The organism is Catelliglobosispora koreensis DSM 44566, assembly GCF_000379685.1.
In the GTDB taxonomy this organism is placed as follows: domain Bacteria; phylum Actinomycetota; class Actinomycetes; order Mycobacteriales; family Micromonosporaceae; genus Catelliglobosispora; species Catelliglobosispora koreensis.
Genome location: NZ_KB903249.1, coordinates 1092205 through 1113918 on the forward strand (window position 1 = coordinate 1092205; position 21714 = coordinate 1113918).

The 21714-nt window shown below is 66.7% G+C and carries 8 protein-coding genes; 7 read left to right on the plus strand and 1 reads right to left on the minus strand.

Annotated elements, in window-relative coordinates; genetic code table 11:
• The first annotated feature begins 26 nt into the window (after window positions 1–26).
• Entirely contained in the window at window positions 27–15683 is a 15657-nt protein-coding gene (locus A3E1_RS38980; protein ID WP_020519651.1) for a non-ribosomal peptide synthetase, read from the plus strand.
• On the plus strand, window positions 15677–15895 hold the full coding sequence (locus tag A3E1_RS0105040) for an MbtH family protein (RefSeq protein WP_026208099.1): 219 nt from the start codon (window positions 15677–15679) through the stop codon (window positions 15893–15895). Before A3E1_RS38980 ends, A3E1_RS0105040 begins: the two co-directional genes overlap by 7 nt.
• Here the strand turns inward: A3E1_RS0105040 and A3E1_RS0105045 are convergent.
• Window positions 15866–17089, minus strand: a complete 1224-nt coding sequence (locus A3E1_RS0105045) for a threonine/serine exporter family protein (protein WP_020519653.1) — start codon at window positions 17087–17089, stop codon at window positions 15866–15868. The two genes, A3E1_RS0105040 and A3E1_RS0105045, sit on opposite strands and share 30 nt — an antisense overlap.
• A gap of 105 nt (window positions 17090–17194) precedes the next feature.
• On the opposite strand from A3E1_RS0105045, the gene A3E1_RS0105050 reads away from it, so the two are divergent.
• The 5 genes from A3E1_RS0105050 to A3E1_RS0105070 are packed head-to-tail and all read left to right on the plus strand — an operon-like array spanning window position 17195 to window position 21713.
• Complete coding sequence (locus A3E1_RS0105050; protein WP_020519654.1) at window positions 17195–18022, plus strand: fumarylacetoacetate hydrolase family protein; 828 nt, start codon at window positions 17195–17197, stop codon at window positions 18020–18022.
• Window positions 18019–19323: an enolase C-terminal domain-like protein gene (locus A3E1_RS0105055; RefSeq protein ID WP_020519655.1), complete on the plus strand. Its 1305-nt coding sequence runs from the start codon at window positions 18019–18021 to the stop codon at window positions 19321–19323. The genes A3E1_RS0105050 and A3E1_RS0105055 overlap by 4 nt, the downstream gene beginning before the upstream one ends.
• Window positions 19305–20042 carry an SDR family NAD(P)-dependent oxidoreductase gene (locus tag A3E1_RS0105060; RefSeq protein ID WP_020519656.1) on the plus strand — a complete coding sequence of 246 codons (738 nt, stop codon included), beginning with the start codon at window positions 19305–19307 and terminating at the stop codon, window positions 20040–20042. The genes A3E1_RS0105055 and A3E1_RS0105060 overlap by 19 nt, the downstream gene beginning before the upstream one ends.
• Window positions 20043–20071: 29 nt before the next feature.
• On the plus strand, window positions 20072–20749 hold the full coding sequence (locus A3E1_RS0105065) for a GntR family transcriptional regulator (RefSeq protein ID WP_020519657.1): 678 nt from the start codon (window positions 20072–20074) through the stop codon (window positions 20747–20749).
• A gap of 4 nt (window positions 20750–20753) precedes the next feature.
• Window positions 20754–21713 (plus strand): aldo/keto reductase, encoded by a 960-nt coding sequence (locus A3E1_RS0105070; RefSeq protein WP_020519658.1) that lies wholly within the window; start codon window positions 20754–20756, stop codon window positions 21711–21713.
• Window position 21714: the final 1 nt, after the last annotated feature.

Here is a 21714-nt window from a genome sequence, read left to right on the forward strand (position 1 = left end):
CGTTCCCTGGTAAGGAGAGTTCCCTCATGCTGCCGCTAACCAGCGCGCAGGCCGAAGTCTGGCTGGCCATGCAGATGGAGCCGGGCACGACCGCCTTCGATCTCGTCTTCTACATAGACCTGGACGGAAAGCTGGACGCGTCTCGGCTGACGGCGGCGATCCGGCGGACCGTTGACGAGACGGGGTGCCTGCACGCGCGGTTCGTCATGCACGGCGATGAGCCCCGCCAGTTCGCGGAACCGTTCGAGGACTGGCCGTTGCCGGTGGTGGACTTGTCGGGGGACGACGACGCACTGGCCGCGGCGGACCGCTGGATGGCACAGGAGCGCACACGACGATTCGGCACCGGTCCTATGTTCGTCCAAGCACTGCTGCGCGTCGGGCCGCAAAGAGTGCTGTGGTATCAGCGTTTCCACCATCTCGTCATCGACGGCTACGGCATCGTGTTGTTCAGCCAGCGGGTCGCGCGACACTACGCTGGTGAGACTGTGCCGGCGGTGGACTGGTCGCTGGAGCGGCTAACGAAAACAGAGCCGCAAACGCCTGCCAGCAAACAGTTCTGGCAGGAGAAGTTCGCTACCCTCCCCGCACCCGCGACCGTCATCGCGCGCGGCCCGTCGCCCGCGCGGGAAACGATCCGCCACACCGTGCGCCTGCACGACCTGGACCATCCGCAGCGGCACCGGCTGGCGCTCGCGGCCGCGGCGGCCTACACCCACCGGATCACCGGTGCGGCCGATCTGGCTCTGGCACTGCCTGTCACCGCCCGAACCCGGTACCAGCGAACGGTTCCGGGCATGCTGGCAAACGTCGTGCCGCTGCGCTTGACGGTCCGTCCGGAGCACACGGCCGCCGATCTTCTGGGACAGGTCGCCCGAAGCTACCGTGAACTGGCAGTCCACGGCCGCCACTTCACCGTGCGCGACCTCAAACTCCAAGGTGGACTCGCCGCGATCACGGGGCCAGCGGTGAACATCATGCCGTTCGGTCAGCGGGTGCCGGTCGGCGAGTGCCCTGGCCCGGTCGAGGTTTTGTCGCACGGGCCGGTCGCCGACCTGTCGCTAGTGGTGCAAGACGACCCGGAATCTGGTGTGCTGCGGGCCGACTTCGACGCCGACGCCGCCCAGATCACGGCTGAAGAGCTGCGGTGCCACGCGGAACGCTATGTGACGCTGTTGCGTGCCATGGCGAGCGATCCCGATGCGCCGATCGCCAGCTTTGACTTGCACGACACCTCGCGAGTGCTTAGCTTTGCCGCCGATGCGCAGCCGGTAGCCGGGCTTTCGTGGCCGGAGGCGTTCGAAGCGCAAGTGCGCCGTACGCCTGACGCGGTCGCCGTGGTGTGTGAGGACGAGCAGCTGTCCTATGCGGAGCTAAACGCCGCTGCCAACCGGCTGGCGCACCAGCTCATCGCCGAAGGGGCCGGTCCCGGCGAGGTCATCGGCATCGCGGTGCCGCGCACGGCGGAGATGACGATCGCCATGCTCGGTGTGCTGAAGACCGGTGCCGCGTACCTGCCGCTGGATCTGGAACTCCCAGCTGACCGCATCGCGTTCATGCTCGAAGACAGCGGGGCCAAAACCGTGGTGCGCGAAGCTATCGCCACGTCCACTTGGGACAGCGGCGATCCGGTGCGCCCGCCGCTGACCCTCGATCTTCCCGCCTATGTCATCTACACCTCGGGATCGACCGGCAAACCCAAGGGCGCGGTGCTCAGCCACGACGGCATCATGAGCCTCGTGCTCACGGCGGTCAACCGGCTCGGGGTCTCGGGCGCGAGCCGGGTCGCGCAGTTCGCCTCGATCGGTTTTGACGTCGCGGTTTTTGACACCTGCATGGCGTTGTGCACCGGCGCGGCCCTCGTCATCGTGCCCAGCCACCGGCGGGTCGCCGACGAGACGCTGACGTCCTATCTCACCGGTCACGGCGTGACACACATGATTTTGCCCCCATCGCTCGTGAGCGCACTGCCGGAACACGCCGAGCTTCCCGAAGGTGCCGTGCTCGTCGTCGGGACCGAAACCGTGCCCTACGAACTGATCGCGCGCTGGGGCAAGCGGCTGCGAGTCGTCGTGGCCTACGGACTGACCGAAGCGACCGTCAACTCGACCTTCTGGGCGGCAGCGCAGGACTGGGCCGGCCCGGTGCCCATCGGCGTTCCCGACCCCAACACCACTTGCTACGTGCTCGACACGGCCCTGCGGCCGGTAGCGCCAGGCATTACCGGCGAACTCTACGTCGGCGGCCGTGGCCTGGCCCTCGGCTATCACGGCCGCGCGGGCCTGACCGCTGAACGGTTTCTGCCCGACCCGTTCGGCCCACCCGGCAGCCGCATGTACCGCACGGGCGACAAAACCCGCTGGCGCCACGACGGCAACCTCGATTTCCTCGGGCGCAGCGATCAGCAGATCAAAATCCGCGGGTACCGGGTAGAGCCCGCCGAAATCGAGAGCGTCCTGATGGCACACGCCAGCATCGCCCAGGCGGCGGTGGTGCTCGACGCCGGAAAGCGCCTCGTCGCCTACGTAGCAACGGTTCCCGGCGTGGACGTGCCGTCAGATCTGCGCGAGTACGTCGCTGAAGCGCTCCCGGCCTACATGGTGCCAGCGATCGTTGTGCCGCTTGATGGCCCGCTTCCCCTGACCGCCAACGGAAAGCTCGACCGGGCGGCGCTGCCCGCGCCCGACTGGGCGGGTCTCACGTCAGGCTCGGTGCCAGCGTCCGAAGTGGAGCGACAGCTCACGGGCATCATGGCTGACCTGCTGAAGTTGCCAGCCGTTGGTGTGCACGACAGCTTCTTCAGCCTCGGCGGTGACAGCATCAGCGCCGTCGCACTGGTGAACCGTGCTCGCCAAGCCGGCCTGACGTTCAGCGTGCGGGACGTGTTTGACCGCGCGACCGTGGCCGGCCTGGCCGAAGTCGCGACGGCACCAGGCAAAGCCGTGCACCAAAGCGATCCCGGTCCGGTCGACCTGACCCCGGTCATGCGAACGTTCATCGAACGCGGTGGCGTCAGCGAAGGTTTCACCCAGAGCCTGACCGTCGCGGTGCCTGGCGTGTCCCGGGACCGGATCGCCGGAGCGCTCCAGCGGCTCGCCGAGCACCACGATATGCTGCGGTCGCGGTTCGTTCACGACACTCTCACCGTGCTGGCGGACGCTACGCCGGTTGACATCGCTATCAGCGATGAGCTTCAGGCCGCCGATCCTGACCCGGCCAGTGGCCTGATGCTCAGTGCTGTTTACAGCCCACGGCTCGAAGCGGTCCGTCTCGTGGTGCATCACTTCGCCGTGGACGCCGTGTCCTGGCACATCCTGCTCAGCGACTTCGCCGCTGCCCTGGACGGACAGCCGCTGCCGCCCGTGCCCATGTCGTTCCGCCAGTGGGCCGCCTCGCGCACTTTAGACCCCGCTTGGGGGGAAATCCCGTTCTGGGAGCAGATGCTCAACCGTCCACACCGGACCCTCGGTTCGTTCGCCGCGACCGTTAGCACGGTTCGTTCGCTCACGGTCTCGCTGCCCGAGGACAGCTCGGCCTTCCTGCTGCAAACGCTGCCCACCTCGGCCGGGGCTAACATTCCGGAGATCCTGCTCGCCGCGCTAGCCCAGGCGTGGGAAGCACCGCTGCTCGTGGACGTCGAAACCCATGGACGGCAAGGAAAAGCCGACCTGAGCCGGACCGTTGGCTGGTTCACCAGCATCCACCCCGTGCTCGTGGACACCGGCCGGGCGTCGGGCTGGCGGGCCGTCAAGCAGGTCCGTGAACAAATGCGGCGCGTGCCAGGCGATGGTCTCGGCTATGGCGTGCTGCGCGATCGTCTGCCCCAGGCGCAAGCCACCGTCCTGTTCAACTATCTTGGCCGTCTGCCCGGCGGTCAGCAGAACTTCAGCGCTGGCAAGCATCCGCGGACTCCCGTCACGCATGCGCTGGAAATCAATGCCGCTGTGCACGACGGATGCCTTAGCGCCCAGATCTCCTGGCCAGGCGACGCGATCGCCGAACACGAGGTAGCGGAGGTCGCCTCGCGCTGGTTGCGGCACCTGGACAGTCTCATCGAGACGGCCAGAGCGGAACTGTCCGTGAACGTGAGCGAAGTGTTGCCTGTGACGCCGCTGCAGGAAGGATTCTTCTTCCACGCCGCACTGCAACCCTCCACAGCGGACAGTTATCAGCAGCAGCAAATCGTTTCGCTACACGGCCCGGTCGATGGCGCCGCGATACACCGCGCGCTCCAAACGGTGGCCGACCGGCACGCTCCGCTGCGGGCGTCGTTCCGCCAGCGCGACAACGGCCAGATCGTGCAGGACATCGCCGTCACGGCACCGGTTGAGTGGACCGAACTCGCCGCCGGGGATCCGCACGAATTCGCTGTCCAGCAACGCAATCGCGCCTTCGACCTGAGCACGGCACCGCTTCTGCGCGGCGCGCTCGTGCGCGGCGGCGGACAGTCCAGCTGGCTCATCCTGACGCTGCACCACATCATCGCCGACGGATGGTCGGTTCCCTTGATCCTGAAGGAAATCATGACAGGCCACACCCCACCGGTCACACCGCATCGCGACTATCTGGCGTGGCTCGGCCAGCGCGACCACGAGGCGGCGAAGCAGGCGTGGACGGAGGTTCTCGCCGGCGCCAGCCCGGCCCTCATCGCCGCGTTAGCCGAATCGCCCGCTGAACCGGAGCAGATCATCGTCGCGCTGTCCGAAGAGGACACCGCCGCGATCACCGCTAGAGCCCGTGCCCACGGCGTCACCATGAGCACCGTCGTGCAGGCGGCTTGGGCGACCGTGCTCGGACAGTTCCTCGGCCGCTGCGACATCGTCTTTGGCACCACCGTTTCCGGCCGTGAAGCGCCCGTGCCCGGCATCGAAACCATGGTGGGGCTGTTCGCGAACACCCTGCCGGTGCGGGTTTCCTGGACGCCGGACGCCACCGCTCTAGACGTCGTGACAGCGCTTCAGCGCCAGCAGGCCGGGCTCCTTGAGTACCAGCATGTTGGGCTGGGTGAGTTGCAACGGCTGGCTGGGCAGGGCGACCTGTTTGACACCATGCTCATCTTCGAGAATTACCCGTGGGAGCCCGAGCTGGCCAGCGCCAGTGGGCAGCTGCGTGTCACCGGGGTGGAGTTCTTCGGCGAGGGCCACTATGCCCTCGCGGTGCTGGCGGTCCCGCTGGAGCACCTGGAGCTGCACCTCAAGTTCGACGCACACCGGCTTGATGCGGCGACGGTTTCCGCTCTCGGTGACGCGATGCTGGCCACGCTCAGGGGTTTCGCCGCCGATCCCGGGCAGCCCGTGACCGGGTTCGCCGGGCCGTCGCGTGCCCATACCGACTCGCTGTTGCCAGAGCTTGTTGCCGCTCAAGCTCAGCTGACACCGCAAGCTCCGGCCGTCATCGCCGGTGATCGCATCCTGTCCTATGCGGATCTCCTGGCGCTCGCCGGATCCATCGCCGCCAAGCTGACTTCGCTAGGTGCGGGGCCGGAAACGTTTATCGTCATTGAGCTTGCCCGGTCGCCGGAGTTCATCGCCGCGCTGCTCGGCGTCCACCGCGCCGGGGCGGCCTATGTTCCCGTTGATCCGGCATATCCGGCCGGCCGGATCGCCTACCTTATCGCGGACTCCGGTGCGGCTATCACCATCGACCGCGCGTTCCTCGCCGATCTGCCGCCCGCGACACAGGACAGTCCAGTGATCGCGCCGTCAAGCGCGGCCTACGTGCTCTACACCTCCGGCTCAACGGGGCGGCCCAAGGGCGTCGTCGTCAGCCATAGTGCCATCGCCGCACAACTAGCGTGGATGCGCGACACGTTCCCCATCGAAGCGTCAGACCGGGTGCTGCACCAGCTTTCAGGCAGCTTCGACCCCTCGCTCGTGGAAATCTTCTGGCCGCTAACGTCAGGTGCCGCTGTCGTCATCGCCGATGACAACCAAGACCCGGCCTATCTCAGCGGCCTCATCCGCCGCGAAAGCGTTACCGGGATGGTGATCGCCGCGCCGATGCTGGGTGCTTTCGCCGGCTACCTGGAGACCGCGGGCGACCCCACGTCCGTGGCCAGCCTGCGTCACGTGCTCGCCGGGGGAGAGGCACTGTCAGCCGGCGCTGCCCGGAGCTGGCAATCGCTTACGGGACAAGCGGTCTACAACATGTACGGCCCGACCGAGACCGCTGTTCAGGTGACGAGCTGGCGATATGACGGCGAGTCTCAGGCTGTGCCCATCGGGCGTCCTGTGTGGAACACGAGGCTTTATCTGCTCGACGAACAGCTGCGCCCGGTGCCAGCCGGTCAGCCTGGCGAGATCTACGTCGCTGGTCTTCAACTCGCCCGGGGGTACGCCGAACGCCCGTCCCTTACCGCCCAGCGTTTCGTGGCCGACCCGTTCGGCCCGGCGGGCAGCCGCATGTACCGCACCGGCGACCTCGCCGTGGCCACCGCCGACGGCGTGCTCACCTACGCCGGCCGCACCGACACTCAGCTGAAAGTGCGCGGCAACCGCATCGAGCCCGGCGAGATCGAAGCACTGCTCAACGCCATGGCGGGAGTCACCGCATCGGCCGTGACCGTCCACACCGGACAGATGGGCGCTCAACGTCTGATAGCGCACGTGTGCGGAACCGCTGACACCGCTTTCGTCATAGACGCCCTGCGCGCACAACTCCCCGCAGCGCTCGTGCCCGCAGACATCATCGTGCATGACACCCTGCCGCTGACCCCGCACGGCAAACTCGACCGCGCCGCCCTCACGTCCACTGTTCCCGCGGCACCCGCGCTTACCGCCGCAGCGTCTAGTGATGCTGCGCAATTGCTCGCTGAGATTTTCAGTGACGTGCTGGGCGTGGACGCGAGCGTCGATGATGACTTCTTCGCGCTGGGCGGGGACAGCATCTTGTCGATTAGCGTTTCCAGCAAGGCGCGCAGCGCCGGGCTGGAAGTCAGCCCTAAGGACGTGTTCGACCACAGGACTCCGGCGGCGCTGGCCGCTAACGGCACAGTGACGCAGCAGATCCAGGGCGACCCAGACAGCATCGGTGACGTCGCCTTGCTGCCCGTCGTGCACGGGTTGCGGGAGCGCGGCGGGGAGATCGGCACGTTCGCCTTGCCGATGCTGCTCAACACACCAGCGGGGCTCACGGCTGAACGGCTGACTCAAGTCCTGCAGAAGGTCATCGACCACCACGACGCGCTGAGGCTGAAACTGACCCGCATCGCCGGGCTGCTGTGGTCACTGCAAGCACGGCCACCCGGAACCGTTGCGGCAGCGTCACTCCTGAGCTGTGTTCAGGGGATCGATCGCGACCGCATCACGGCCGAGTCGACCGCAGCCGCGACACGCCTCGATCCCGACAACGGCACGATGGTGCAAGCGGTGTGGTTCGAGGGCGCGACCGGGCAACCGGGGCGGCTTCTGCTCACGGTGCATCATCTCGCCGTCGACGGCGTGTCCTGGCGGATTCTCTTCGAGGACTTGGCAGCCGCCTGGGCCGGTCAGCCGCTGCTTCCCGTGCCGACGTCGTTGCGCTCCTTCACCCGGACCGCCATGCAACAAGCCGCCGCACCAGCCCGGCTCAACGAGCTGACGCACTGGGCTGACACGCTTCAGCCCGGCGGAGAGCTGATCGAAGGCCCCGTCACGCACGGCACCGTGGGCAACGCCAAACGGCACAGCATCACGCTGTCCATTGCCGACACCGTGGCCGTGCTCACCAGCGCGCCGCAAGCGGTCCATGGCGATGTCACCGATGTGCTCCTGACCGCTCTGCATCGCGCCGTGGACAAAGGTGACCTGCTCATCGACATCGAGCGGCACGGCCGCCTTCCCGCCGCGGGACAGGACCTTTCGCGGACCGTCGGCTGGTTCACCTCCGTGCATCCGGTCCGGCTGCCCGCCCCCACGGAAAGCTCCCTGGAAACCCTGCGGTCCGTCAAGGACGCGGTCCGCCAAGCCGCGGACAACGGATTTGGCTACGGTCTGCTGCGTCATGTCAACGCCCAGACCGCGCCGATGCTCAGCCGTCTGGCTTCGGCCCAGGTGCTGTTCAACTACTTCGGGCGGATGCCGGGCGCGCTAGAGCACGACTGGGCGCCCGCACCAGAATCCGGCGCCGTGAACGTGCTGCCCGACGGTCAGCTCACGTTGCCCTACCTGTTGCAAGTGGACGCCGTTGCCGAGGAGACGCCGCAAGGTCCACGGCTAAGCGCCACCTTCACCTGGTCTGGCCCCTCGCTCACGGAACCCGAAGTGCTCGCGATAGCGGACCGGTTCGCCGTCGAGCTGAAAACCCTTGCCGCGGTGGCGAAAACAGCCCGGCCCCGGCTCACACCCTCGGACCTGACAGCGATCACGCTGACCCAGCCTGAGATTGACAGCCTCGGTGAGCACATCGAGGACATCTGGCCGCTGAGCCCGTTGCAGGAAGGTCTCTTCTTCCACTCCAGCTATGACACCGGTGGTGTGGATGTCTATACGGCGCAGGCGAGTTTCGCTTTCGCGGAACGGATCGACGTCGCACGCCTGGAACACGCGGTGCGGGTGTTGCTGCAACGCAACCCGAGTCTGCGCGCTGGGTTCACCGGTGACGGCGTCAGCCGGCCGGTGCAGTTTGTCGAGCAGGGGCGGGCCTACGGAGTACCCATTATTGAAGTGGAAGATGACACCGAGATCGACCGGTTGCTGCGCGCGGACCGGGAGGAGCGGTTTGATCTCGCGAAGCCGCCCCTGTTCCGGATGAAGGTGCTCAGGCTTCCCGGCGGTGACCGGCTCGTCATCACGCATCACCTCATTCTGTGGGACGGCTGGTCGGAGGGGCTGTTCCTGGAGCAGCTGTTTACCTTATACCGCAACGGTGGCGACGTCTCAGGACTGCCGCAGGCACTGTCCTATGGCGACTATCTGCGATGGCTGGGCCAGCGTGACGCGGACGAGTCGGCTCGCGTCTGGCAGGAAGCACTTCGCGGCCTGGCGGAACCAGCGCTAGTCGGACCACCCGGGCAGCAGCTCGAACCGGTTATCCCGCAACAGGTCCGGGCCGAGTTGAGCCCCGAGCTGAGCAGCCGTTTGCGCGAAGAGACGCGGCGGCAAGGGCTAACCGTCAACACGATCGTTTCGGCGGCGTGGGCCCTGGTGCTGTCGAACATCACCGGGCGCAGCGACATCGTTTTCGGCACACCGGTCGCGGGCCGCCCGGCCGATCTGCCCGGCGCGGAGTTCACCATCGGGATGTTCCTCAACACCATCCCGGTACGCGTCGAGCTGCGCCCCGGCGAGGCAGTGCTCGACTTGCTGCGGCGCGTGCAGCGAGACCGGGCAGCGGTGATGTCGCACGAACACGTTGGCCTCGCGGAGATTCAGCGTATCGCCGGTCACACGCAACTGTTCGACACGTTGTATGTCTTGCAAAACTTCGGTGGCGGCGACGATGCCAGTGTGCTGGAGCGCCAGTTCGGGGTCAGCGTCATGGAAAGCACCGACTCCACGCACTATCCACTCACCCTCGTTGTGACACCGGCCGAGCGGCCGGTCGTCAGCATCGCCTACCGGCCCGATGTGGTGCCGCCAAGCTCAGCGAGCGAACTGCTGGAACGGTTCGCCGCCACGATCGGCGAACTGCTCACGAAACTGACCGTCCCGGTGGGGCAGATCGACGCGGTGCCGCGACACGCTTTCGACGGCACTGCTCACGCCACGGGAGCCGACACCGTCGCCGATCTGCTTGCCGCCCAAGCACTCCGGACACCGGGTGAGACGGCCCTCGTGAACGGCTGCGAAACATTGACCTATGCCGAGCTGGACACCCGCATCAACCAGATGGCCCGGTTCCTGCTCAGCAAAGGCGCGGGCCCGGAACAGGTGGTGGCCCTTGCCCTGCCACGCTCGGCGGACATGGTCGTGGCGTTGTTCGCCGTGCTGCGCACCGGTGCCGCGTACCTTCCGCTCGACCTCGACCACCCGCAGGACCGCCTCGCGCACATGCTGGCTGAGGCCGCACCGGTGTGTACGCTGACGCCCGGCGTCGTTGACGAGATGGCGGCTGGCTCGTGGAGCGGTGAACCGCTTCGTGCCGGGGAGACACCCGGATTCGAGCACTGGCAAGCGAACCGGCTCGACCACCCGGCCTACGTCATCTACACGTCAGGTTCGACGGGGCGTCCCAAGGGCGTCATCACCCCGTACCGCGGTCTGACCAACATGCAGCTCAATCACCGCGACGCCATCTTCAACCCGGCTATCGCCATGGCGGGCGGGCGTCGCCTGCGCATCGCCCACACGGTTTCCTTCGCGTTCGACATGTCGTGGGAGGAGCTGCTGTGGCTCGTCGAGGGACACGAGGTCCACGTCTGTGACGAGGAGCTGCGCCGCGACGCCCAGGCACTGACCGCCTATTGCGCCGCTCACCGGATCGACGTCGTCAACGTGACGCCCAGTTATGCCCAGCTGCTGTTCGAAGAAGGCCTGCTGGAACAGAAACCACCGCTCGTGCTGCTCGGCGGTGAAGCGGTTTCCGGCGCGGTCTGGTCCGCGTTGCGCGACGCTGACTCGACGTTTGGGTACAACCTTTACGGGCCAACGGAGTACACGATCAACACCCTTGGCGCGTCCACAGAAGACAGTGCGACGCCGGTGGTGGGCAAGCCGATCTGGAACACCCGTGCCTACGTGCTTGACGCGTGGCTGCGCCCGGTCACGCCTGGATTCCCGGGCGAGCTCTACATCGCTGGCATCGGCTTGGCCCGTGGCTACCAGCACCGGCCGGACCTGACCGCCGAACGGTTCGTCGCCGATCCGTTCGGCGCGCCGGGAGACCGGATGTACCGCACTGGCGATCTCGTGCGCCAGCGCCCGGATGGCAACCTCGACTTCCTCGGAAGGACCGATAGCCAAATCAAAATCCGCGGGTACCGGGTAGAGCTGTCCGAAATCGAAGCCGTCTTGGCTGAGCACCCGTCCGTCGGGCGCGCCGCCGTCATCGCCGACGCCCCGGCGCAGAACGTGGCGCGGCGGCTCCTTGGCTACTACACGGGAACGGCGCTCCCGCAGGAAGTTCGTGCCTTCCTGCGGGAGCGCCTCCCGGGCTACATGGTGCCCGCCGTCCTGATGCCGCTAGAGGACCTGCCGCTGACCCTCAACGGAAAGCTTGACCTCAAAGCACTCCCGGCCCCGTCAGCGATGGCCGCGAGCGTGGGCCGTGCGCCGCGAACCGAAACCGAACACGTGCTGTGCGGGCTGTTCGCCGACGTCCTGGGCGTCGCCGTGCCCAGTGCGGAAGAATCGTTCTTCGATCTCGGCGGTCACTCCCTGCTCGCGACCCGGCTCGTCAGCCGCATCCGGGCCGCCCTGAGCGTTGACCTAACGATCCGCGACCTGTTCGAAGCCCCGCGCGTGGCCGAGCTCGCGCAACGGTTGTCCGGCCGGGTTAAGCCGTCACGGCCAGCCCTGGCACCTCGCCAGCGGCCGGAGCGAATCCCGCTTTCCTTTGCCCAGCAACGGCTCTGGCTGCTCGCGCAACTGGGCGATGGCACGGCCTATCACTTCCCGTTCGCCGTACGCCTGACCGGCCCGCTCGACGCCGACGCCATGACGCTGGCGCTGGCGGACGTGATGCGGCGGCACGAACCGTTGCGGACGCTGATCGATGTCCATGACAGTGTGCCGTACCAGCGTGTCGTCGCGGACGCTCAGCCGCGAGTGACCGTGCTCGATGACGCGCCAGGAGCGGTTGAGGCGGCGCTGAACGAACCGTTCGACTTGAACGCGGACTTCCCCTTGCGGGCCACGATCCTGCGTGTGAGTCCCAGCGAACACGTCGTTGTCCTGCTGCTGCACCACATCGCGACCGACGAGTGGTCGGACCGCCCCTTCCTGCGCGACCTGACACTCGCGTACACGGCCCGTTGCCGCGGCGCAGCCCCGTCGTGGGAGCCGTTGCCGGTGTCCTATGCCGACTACACCCTGTGGCAGCAGGAACTCGGCCCAGAGCTCGCGCGGCAGGCGGAGTTCTGGAAGCGGACCCTTGCCGGAGTTCCCGAGGAACTGGAGTTGCCTGCCGACCGCAGCCGCCCTGCCCGGCCCAGTTTCGTGGGCGGGGAAGTGCACGTGGACTTCCGTGCGCAAGAGTTGCGGGACCTGGCGAAGCGGTCTGGTGTCAGCATGTTCATGCTCCTGCACGCCGCTGTGGCCGTGCTGCTGCACCGCCTGGGCGCGGGCACGGACATCCCGGTCGGGGCACCGGTCACCGGCCGCGGCGACGACGCGCTCGGCGACCTCGTCGGGTTCTTCGTCAACACCGTCGTGCTGCGCGCTGACCTGTCCGGTGACCCGGCCTTTTCCGAGGTGCTGCAACGCATCCGGGAGACAGACCTGGCCGCCTTCGCCCATCAGGACATTCCGTTTGAGGCGGTGGTGGAGGCGGTCAACCCGGCTCGCAGCACCGCCCGCAATCCACTGTTCCAGGTGATGGTCGGGCATCACTTGCGCCCCGCGGAAGAGTTCAGCCTAGGCGGCCTTCAGGCCTCGGCGCTGCCCACGCAAGCCAAGTCGGCGAAGTTCGACCTCGTGTTCAGCTTCACCGAAGACGACGCTGATGTGGTTTGCCGTCTGGAATACGCTGCTGATCTGTTCGACCACAGCACCGCTGTCATGCTCGGGCAACGGCTCTCGCACGTGCTGCGTGAGGTGCTCAGCGATCCGGCGCGGCCGGTGAGCGAGCTGAACATCATGAGCGTTGCCGAAGCGGAGTTGGTGCTCAACGGGTTCAACCAGACCGGCCGTGCCGTGGACGAGGTGTCTTTGCCGGTCGCCTTCGAAGCCCAGGTCACCAAAACGCCAGACGCCATCGCGATTATCGACGAGGACCGCATTGTCACCTACGCCGAACTCGACGCGCTGGCCACGCGGGCGGCGCGAGCGCTCGCGGCACAAGGGGTCGCCGACCGTGACATCGTCGGCGTCGCCCTGCCCCGTTCCGTCGAACTGACCGCCACCATCCTGGGCATCCTCAAGCTCGGTGCCGCTTGGCTTCCGCTGGACTTGAGTCTTCCGGCGGACCGCGTGGCGTACATGGTGTCTGACTCGGGTGCCCGGCTTGTGGTCGACGATTTCACGGCACTGTCCGCTTTAGACGGTCCGCCGCTCACGCAATCGCGGCCCGGTCTGGATCACCCGGCCTATGTCATCTACACCTCCGGGTCGACCGGAAAACCCAAGGGCGTCATGGTTTCGCACGAGGGCATCGGCAGCCTCGTCGCGACCGCCGTGGACCGGATGGAGCTCACGCCAGCGTCGCGGGTGCTGCAGTTCGCGTCGATCGGATTCGACGTCGCCGCCTTCGAACTCGCGATGGCGATGTGCACAGGGGCGACGCTGGTGGTCACGCCGGATTGTGCCCGGGTGCCAGGACACGCTTTGACCGATCTTCTGCACGAGCAGCAGGTCACTCACATGATTCTGCCGCCGTCACTGGTGTCGGCACTTCCGGCTGACTGCACGATCCCGGATAACGCCGTCGTGCTGGTCGGCACGGAAACGGTGTCGCCTGAGATCATCCGCCGCTGGGCGGGCAAACTGAGGCTGTTCGCCGCCTACGGGCTGACCGAGGCGACCGTGAACTCGACGCTGTGGCGGGCGGAACCGGGCTGGCAAGCGGCCGTCCCGATCGGCATCCCGGACCCGAACACCCGCGCCTATGTCCTAGATGGACGGCTGCGGCCCGTGCCGCCGGGAGTGACCGGGGAGCTTTACATCGCCGGGCGGGGGCTCGCCCTCGGCTACCTGAACCGCCCTGGACTGACCGCCTCGCGGTTCCTCGCCGATCCGTTCAGCACACCGGGCTCACGCATGTACCGCACGGGAGACCGCGCTCGCTGGCGTGCCGATGGGACACTCGATTTCCTTGGCCGCGTGGATCAGCAGGTCAAGATTCGCGGGTTCCGGATCGAGCCCGGCGAGATCGAAGCCGTGCTGACGTCACACGCGACGGTCAGCCAGGCGGCCGTTGTCGCCGACGGTGGGCGGCTCGTGGGTTACGTCACGGGCACCGGAATCGACACGGTGGCGCTGAAAGCTCACCTCGCCGCGCAGCTGCCCGAATACATGGTGCCCACGCTGCTTGTCGTCCTGGACGCCACGCTGCCGTTGACACCCAACGGCAAACTCGACCGGCGCGCGCTGCCCGCCCCCGATTGGTCCACGCTCACCGGAACGGACCGCCCCCAAACGCCGCGCGAGCAGATCCTCGCCGCCTTGTTCGCAGAGGTGCTAGAGCTGCCGCAACCGGTCGGGGTGACGGATAACTTCTTCACCCTCGGCGGGCACTCCATGGCCTCGATGCGGCTCGTGGGCCGAGTGCAGGCGGTGCTGGGAGCCGAACTGTCCCTTCGCGACATCTTCGACGCCCCGACCGTCGCCGCGCTAGCGGAACGCCTCGACTCCGGCGCCAACGAGCCGCTCCCACCGCTTCCCTTGCCTTCCGGCACGGCGCTGAGAACCTCGGGCGATCGCGACACGGCGGAAGACAGCAGCCATGTAGGCGATCCGGGCGAAATGGCGCCGGCCAGAAGGCGCACAGTCGATGAACTCAGTGGCGGGCTGGAACACCGCGAGATCCCGCTGACACCAACGCAACGCAACCTCTGGGAGGGCGCTCACACCGGGTGGGATATCGCGTTCACGCTCAGCCATGCCGACGAACTCGACGCCGATCGGCTGGCTTATGCGATCGGCGAGGTCGTGAAACGGCACTGGCCGCTGCGTACCGTGTTCGAGGAACGTGACGGGCAAGTGTGGCAGCGTTCGCACACTGCTTGGCCGGTGCTTGAGATAGCGGAAGGCGATCCGCAGGAGCTGGCCCGCGAGCGGATCGATCTGTCGGTGCAGCCGCCGATGCGAGCGCGGCTGCTGGATGGGACATTGCTCATCACGGTTAGCTACCTGGGTTGTGACGAATGGTCAGTCGTGCCGTTCCTGCGAGATCTGACGGCGGCTTACGCGGGACAGGAGCTGGAACCCTTGCCAGTGTCCTATCCGGACTACACGGACTGGTTCGCCCGCGTACTAGACCAGCGCGCCACCAAGCAAGAAGCGGCCTGGGACAAGGCTTTGGCGACTGCCACAGGCTTCGGCAAGCGGGGCAAGCGCCACGGCGAGCAGATCGAGTTCACGGTCGACCTGCCCGGCGACACCGGTGCGACCTCGTTCATGGTGCTGCAAGCCGTGCTCGGAAAGGTGCTGCGGCGGCACGGGTTCGGTGACGTGATCCCGGTGGCGGCCATGGCCGCCGGGCGGCCGCGCCTGGAGCTCAGCGGCCTTGTCGGCGGGTTCGCCAACCGGCTCGTCCTCAAGACTGACATGTCAGGTGACCCCGGCATCAAGGAACTGCTCGCCCGCATAAGGGAAGGCAACCTGGCCGCGTTCGATCACGCCGACGTTGCGTTGACACCAGCCCCACGAGTGCTCATCGTCCAGCACGAGCAAGCACGGCTCGACGGGATCGAAGGCTTCGCCGGCCGCCTCGCGCCTGTCCACACGGGAACTGTCGCGGCGGAACTTGTGCTCAGCTTCTACGAACCACGGTCAGCCGGGCCGGTGCGGTGCGTGCTCGGTTACGCCACCGAAACGTTCCGCCCAGAGGAGGCACACGACATCGTGACAGCCATCCAGGAAACGATTAAGGAGATCTCCGCATCATGAGCAATCCCTTCGACGACGCCGACGGCCAGTTCTTCGTGCTCGTCAACGACGAGGACCAGCACTCGCTCTGGCCGTCATTCGCCGCCGTACCAGCTGGCTGGCGCATCATCTTCGGCGTAGACGGCAAAGACGAGTGTCTGTCGTTTGTGGAGCGGAACTGGCCCGACCTGCGGCCCAAATCGTTACGTGAGGCGATGGCCCGGCTGGGTTAACGCCCCGGCCGGCAACAGCGTGGCGGCGGTGAGGATGCCGAGCGCGATCGCGGCCAGCAGGCCGAACATGTCACCGAAGTCACCGATGGCCTGGATCGGATGCCCGCCGATCCAGGTGTCGAGCCCACGCAGGCCATGCGAGCCTGGAGTGAGCACGAAGAACGCGGCTAGGAACAGCACGTAAACCGGTGGGCTGTGCCGTCGCCTGCCCACGATGAGGCACGCGGCAGTGAGGATGGCGGCGGCTAGCCACGTGCCGACAAGGTCACCGGTGGCCCGCACGGTCAGCAGCTGAACCCCATAGGTACCAAGCACCATCGCCAGTGCCCACGGAAAGTCCCGCAGGCTCATGCCAAAGACCAGCATCACGCCCGCGGTGAAGATGACCCACCCGAGCCAGCCCGCGAGCACCCCGAGCGTGGCCGGGGCGGCGACGTCGGACAGCGAGCCAGCCTGCGCACCGAGAGCGGCGAGCGCGATGACCGGGCCAAAGGCCAGGACACCAAGCGCGGCAAGGCTTTGCACCATGCGGGCGGCACCGGCGGTCATGCGCCCAGACGACAGTTCCAGCATGGCCATCGTGATGGAGTCACCGGGAATGAAGACGAACAAGGCCGGCAGCATCAGCGCGATCGGACCACCGCTGATCCAGCCCTGTTCGCTGGCGTAAAGCGCGGCCATCGCCACGAGCGCGGAAGCGATCAGGGGCGCGAGCCAGCGCAGGCGCGGGTAAAAGTCCGTCCCGACGACGAGAACCCCGACGAACAGACCGGTCAGCGTCGTGAAGATCACCTGCTGCCAGGTCGCCTGCACGGACAGTCCAAACCCGACGCTGAACAGGACAACGCCCAGAATCCGCCACGGCCAGCCATAGGGCAGCGGCATGCTGGCGATCGCGTAAAGCTCCCGTTCGGCTTGGGCCAGGCTCAGCCGTCCTTCGGTGACTCCGCCGACCCAGCCCTTCATCGCTGAAACCTGGTTCAGCGGGGGAATGCCGGGGATCGCCGTGACGACTCTCGTGCGGTCGCCGATGGTGACGGTCGCCGACTCGGGGAGCACGGCGACTTCGGCTTGCTGACCATAGGCGGCGGCGACGGCCTTGAGCCGCCGCTCGGCGAGGACGGTTCCTTCGAAACTCCCGCTGACCATCACGTGTGCCAGCCGCGCGACCAGCGCAAGCGCGTCGTCCCCCATGACCAGAAAGCGTAGAGACCCGATGGGCTATTGACGGCGCTGACACACGCACGGTAAACATCTAGGAAATATCCTATAGGATCTGAATATCGTTGAGGGCGGTTCATGAAATACCTGCGTGTTGGCCCGGCCGGGGCAGAGTGGCCCGTGGTGTTCCACGACGGCCGCTACTTCGACCTGTCGCCGGTGACCCCCGACATCAACGGCGCCTTCCTGGCGTCGGCCGCCAGCCTTGACGTGGCGACGCTGCCGCAGATCGACATCGAAGGACAACGCCTCGGCGCACCGATCGCCCGCCCCGGCGTCGTGCTGTGCATCGGGCAGAACTACGCCGCTCACGCCGCCGAGTCCGGCGCCGCCCCGCCTGAGCAGCCCATCATGTTCTACAAAGCGCCAAACACCGTTGTGGGCCCACACGATGACGTGCTCATCCCGCGCGGGTCGGCCAAGACGGACTGGGAAGTGGAGTTAGGCGTCGTCATCGGACGGACCGCCCGCTACCTGTCCTCGCCTGACGAAGCGCTCGCGTGCGTCGCCGGGTTCACGGTCTCCAACGATGTGTCCGAACGCGACTTTCAGATCGCGGTGTCCGGTGGCCAATGGTCCAAGGGAAAGTCGTGCGAGACGTTCAACCCCCTCGGGCCCTGGCTGGTCACGCCCGATGAAATCAGCGGCCCCCTTGGGCTGCGGTCGTTCGTCAACGGTGAGTCCCGCCAGGACTCCAGCACCGCCGACATGATTTTCGACGTCGCCACCATCATCTGGCACCTATCGCAATACACCGTCCTAGAACCAGGAGACCTCATCAATACTGGTACGCCAGAAGGCGTCGCGCTGTCCGGAAGGTTCCCCTACCTCAAGGCGGGCGATGTCGTCGAGGTGGAAATCGACGGACTGGGCCGCCAGCGCAGCGTTTGCCGGGAGGCGGCGTGAAAATCCACGCTGTCGACACCTACGACATCCGTTTCCCGACTTCGCTTTCGCTCGACGGTTCCGACGCCATGAACCCCGACCCCGACTATTCGGCCGCCTATGTCGTGCTGCGCACGGGCACAGAGCACGAGGGGCACGGGTTCACGTTCACCATCGGCCGGGGCAACGAGGTGTGCCGCTCGGCGATCGAAGCCCTGACGCCGCTTGTCATCGGGCAGGACATCAGCAACCTGGGCGCTTTCGCCAAACGGATCACCCACGACTCGCAGACCCGCTGGCTGGGCCCGGAGAAAGGCGTCATCCACCTCGCGGCTGCCGCGATCATCAACGCCGCCTGGGATCTGGCCGCCAAGGTGGCGGGCAAACCGGTGTGGCAGTTCCTGTCCGACATGAGTCCCGATGCCATCGTCGATCTCGTGGACTGGCGCTACATCACCGACGCGCTGACTCCGGCCGAAGCCTATGAGATGCTGCTCGAAGCGGTGCCCGGCCGGGATGAACGCACGCAACACCTTCTGCGGCACGGCTATCCGGCATACACGACGTCACCAGGGTGGCTGGGCTATGACGACGCCAAACTCACCCGGCTGGTACGCGAGGCGGTCTCCGACGGGTACACCCAAATCAAGCTGAAGGTGGGCGCGGACCTCGCCGACGACCATCGCCGTTTCGCGCTCGCCCGTGCTGTGGCCGGTCCCGGGATCCGGATTGCGGCTGACGCGAACCAGCGCTGGGACACCGCCGAAGCCGTCGAGTGGATGACCGCGCTGGCGACCTATGACCCGTGGTGGATCGAGGAACCCACGAGCCCGGACGATGTCTTGGGACACGCCGACATCCGTCAGGCCCTCACGACGGCAGGCCCGGGTGGCGGCCCGATCCGGGTCGCGACCGGTGAACACGTCGCCAACCGCGTCATGTTCAAACAGCTGTTACAGGCCAACGCTGTTGACTTCGTGCAACTGGACGCCTGCCGCGTTGGCGGTGTCAACGAGAACGTGGCGATTCTGTTGCTGGCAGCCAAGTTTGGCCGCCCTGTCTGCCCGCACGCGGGTGGGGTGGGGCTGTGTGAACTCGTGCAACACTTGTCGATGTTCGACTACGTGGCGGTGTCGGGCGACCTGACCGACCGCACGATCGAATACGTGGATCACCTGCATGAGCATTTCGTCGACCCGGTCATCATCGACCGCGCCGCTTACCGCGCCCCGCGGGTGCCCGGATTCTCGGCCAGAATGAAACCCGAATCCCTTGTCCGCTATGCGTTCCCGGAAGGTGAAGCGTGGCAGCAGCAACCCTGAGTGTGGTCATCACCGGCGGCGCCTCCGGCATCGGCGCCGCCTGTGCTGAAGCGTTTCTGGGCACCGGAGCCAACGTGGCGGTCCTGGACCTGAGCCCGGGGGAGGGCGCCGGGCTGAGACTGACCGCCGATGTCGCGAAGGGACGGTCGCTCACCGACGCTATGCGAGCCACGGCGCAAGTGCACGGCGGCATTGACGTGCTCGTCAACTGCGCTGGCATCAGTGCCGTCGGCGACGTCACCGCCAACGACGACGCCGACTGGGCGCGGGTCCTCGACATCAACGTGACCGGCATCGCACGGGCCAGCAAAGCGGCGCTGCCCTACCTGAGACAGAGCCAGAACCCGTGCATCATCAACATTTCCTCCATCGTGGCGACAGCAGGTCTCGTGCAGCGGGCGCTCTACTCGGCGTCCAAAGGCGCGGTCCACGCGCTAACGCTCGCGATGGCCGCTGACCATGTCGCCGAAGGGATTCGCGTGAACTGCGTTTCACCGGGCACGGTTGACACGCCCTGGGTGGAGCGATTGCTAGCCAGGACAAGCGATCCCGAGGCGGAAAAGGCGCGCCTCGCCGCGCGTCAGCCCACGGGGCGTCTCGTGCGCGCTGAAGAAGTCGCCGCCGCTGTCTGCTATCTCGCCAGCCCGGGAGCCGGTGCCGTGACCGGCATTTCGCTCGCGGTCGATGGTGGGATGTCCGGCCTGCGGCTGCCCCGGTAGGCAACTTGACTGTCTATAGGATATCGACCGTGGCCTCACCTTCACCCCTCCCGCGCCTTCGGCGCTCGACGCTCGGCGATGATGTCTACGAGACCATTACGGCGCTGATTATGGAGCACACGCTGGCTCCGGGAGACCGCATCAACATCGACGCGCTCGCCCGCCAGCTAGAGGTCTCGGCGACACCGGTGCGCGAAGCGCTGGCCCGCCTGGAATCAGACGGCCTGGTCCGCAAACGTGCCCTGGCCGGATACGCCGTCAGCCCGCTGCTGACCCGTGCCGAGTTCATGGAAATGTTCGACATGCGGCTCGTGCTCGAAGGTGCCGCGGCCCGCTGGGCCGCCGCGCGGGCCGGCACCGACACGAAACAGCAGATCCTGCGCGAAGCGACAGACATCGTCGCCCCCGCACCAGAAGGAGCCGATGGCTGGCCCGCGCACGCCGCCTTCACCAAATTGGACGCTCAGTTTCACCAGCTGATCGCCGGGGCGGCGGGCAATCCTCTCCTTCGCGACGGCATCGCGCGCCTGCACGCACACTTGCACATCCACCGCCTCTACTTTCCGTTCGCGCAGATGGGCACTACGGCACAGGAGCATCAGCGCATCGCGCTGGCCATCGAGGCCGGCGACGAGCAGCAGGCCGAAACGGCCATGCACGATCACCTGAACCGGGCCCGCGAGCGCCACCTCGCCGCCTTTGGATGACACGATGAACCTCGGGTTTGGGACCGGTCCTCTCGGCAACCTCTTTCAAGCGATCAGTGACGGCGAAGCCGCGCGAACCGTCACGGCCGCTTGGGAAAGCGGCATCCGCTATTACGACACCGCACCGCACTATGGCATCGGCATCGCCGAAACGCGCCTGGGGCAAGTGCTTTCACAGCACGAGCGGTCCAGCTACGTCTTGTCGACGAAAGTGGGCCGGCTCCTCGAACCACAGGAAGCCAACGGGCGCACCGATATCGCCAACGGCTTCGATGTGCCCGCGACGCACCGGCGCGTCTGGGACTTCAGTGCCAGCGGGATCGAGCGCAGCATCGAGCAATCTCTGGCGCGGTTGCGCACCGATCACGTTGACATCGTGCTGATCCACGATCCCGATGAGAGTCCTTCGCCGGAAACGGGGCTGACGGAGGCGTACCCGGTGTTGCACGAGTTGCGCCGCCAAGGCGTGATCAAAGCGATCGGGGTCGGCACGAAGGATCTGTCGATCCTGGAGAGTTTCGCCAGCGAGTCCGATGTGGACTACCTCATGATCGCCGGCCGCTACACCCTGCTAGAGCAGCCCGCGCTCGACACGGTGCTGCCCGCCTGCACTCGCCGCGGCATCCGCGTGCTCAACGCGGGCGTGTTCAACAGCGGGCTGCTCGCTCAGACCGCGCCTGACGAGACCGCGACGTATGAGTACTCCGCCGTCTCAACACCAGTCCTGGAACGGGCCAGGGCGATCGCCAAAGCATGTGAGCGGCACGGGACCCTGCTGCCACAGGCGGCCCTCGCCTTCGCCGGCGCTCACCCGGCCGTGGCCTCCGTCGTGGTAGGAGCGGCGAAACCAGAGCACATCAGGCGCAACGCTGAACTTTTCGCCATGCCAGCGCCCCCGTCCGCGCTGTGGGAAGAGCTGAAGGCTGTGGGCCTGCTGAGAGCGGATGCGCCCGTCCCGGCCTAAG

Bases quoted from the DNA above. Each gene is read 5' to 3' on its own strand.
- A3E1_RS38980 (WP_020519651.1), top strand. From the start codon at position 27: ATGCTGCCGCTAACCAGCGCGCAGGCCGAAGTCTGGCTGGCCATGCAG.
- A3E1_RS0105045 (WP_020519653.1), bottom strand. From the start codon at position 17,089: ATGGGGGACGACGCGCTTGCGCTGGTCGCGCGGCTGGCACACGTGATG.
- A3E1_RS0105050 (WP_020519654.1), top strand. From the start codon at position 17,195: ATGAAATACCTGCGTGTTGGCCCGGCCGGGGCAGAGTGGCCCGTGGTG.
- A3E1_RS0105070 (WP_020519658.1), top strand. From the start codon at position 20,754: ATGAACCTCGGGTTTGGGACCGGTCCTCTCGGCAACCTCTTTCAAGCG.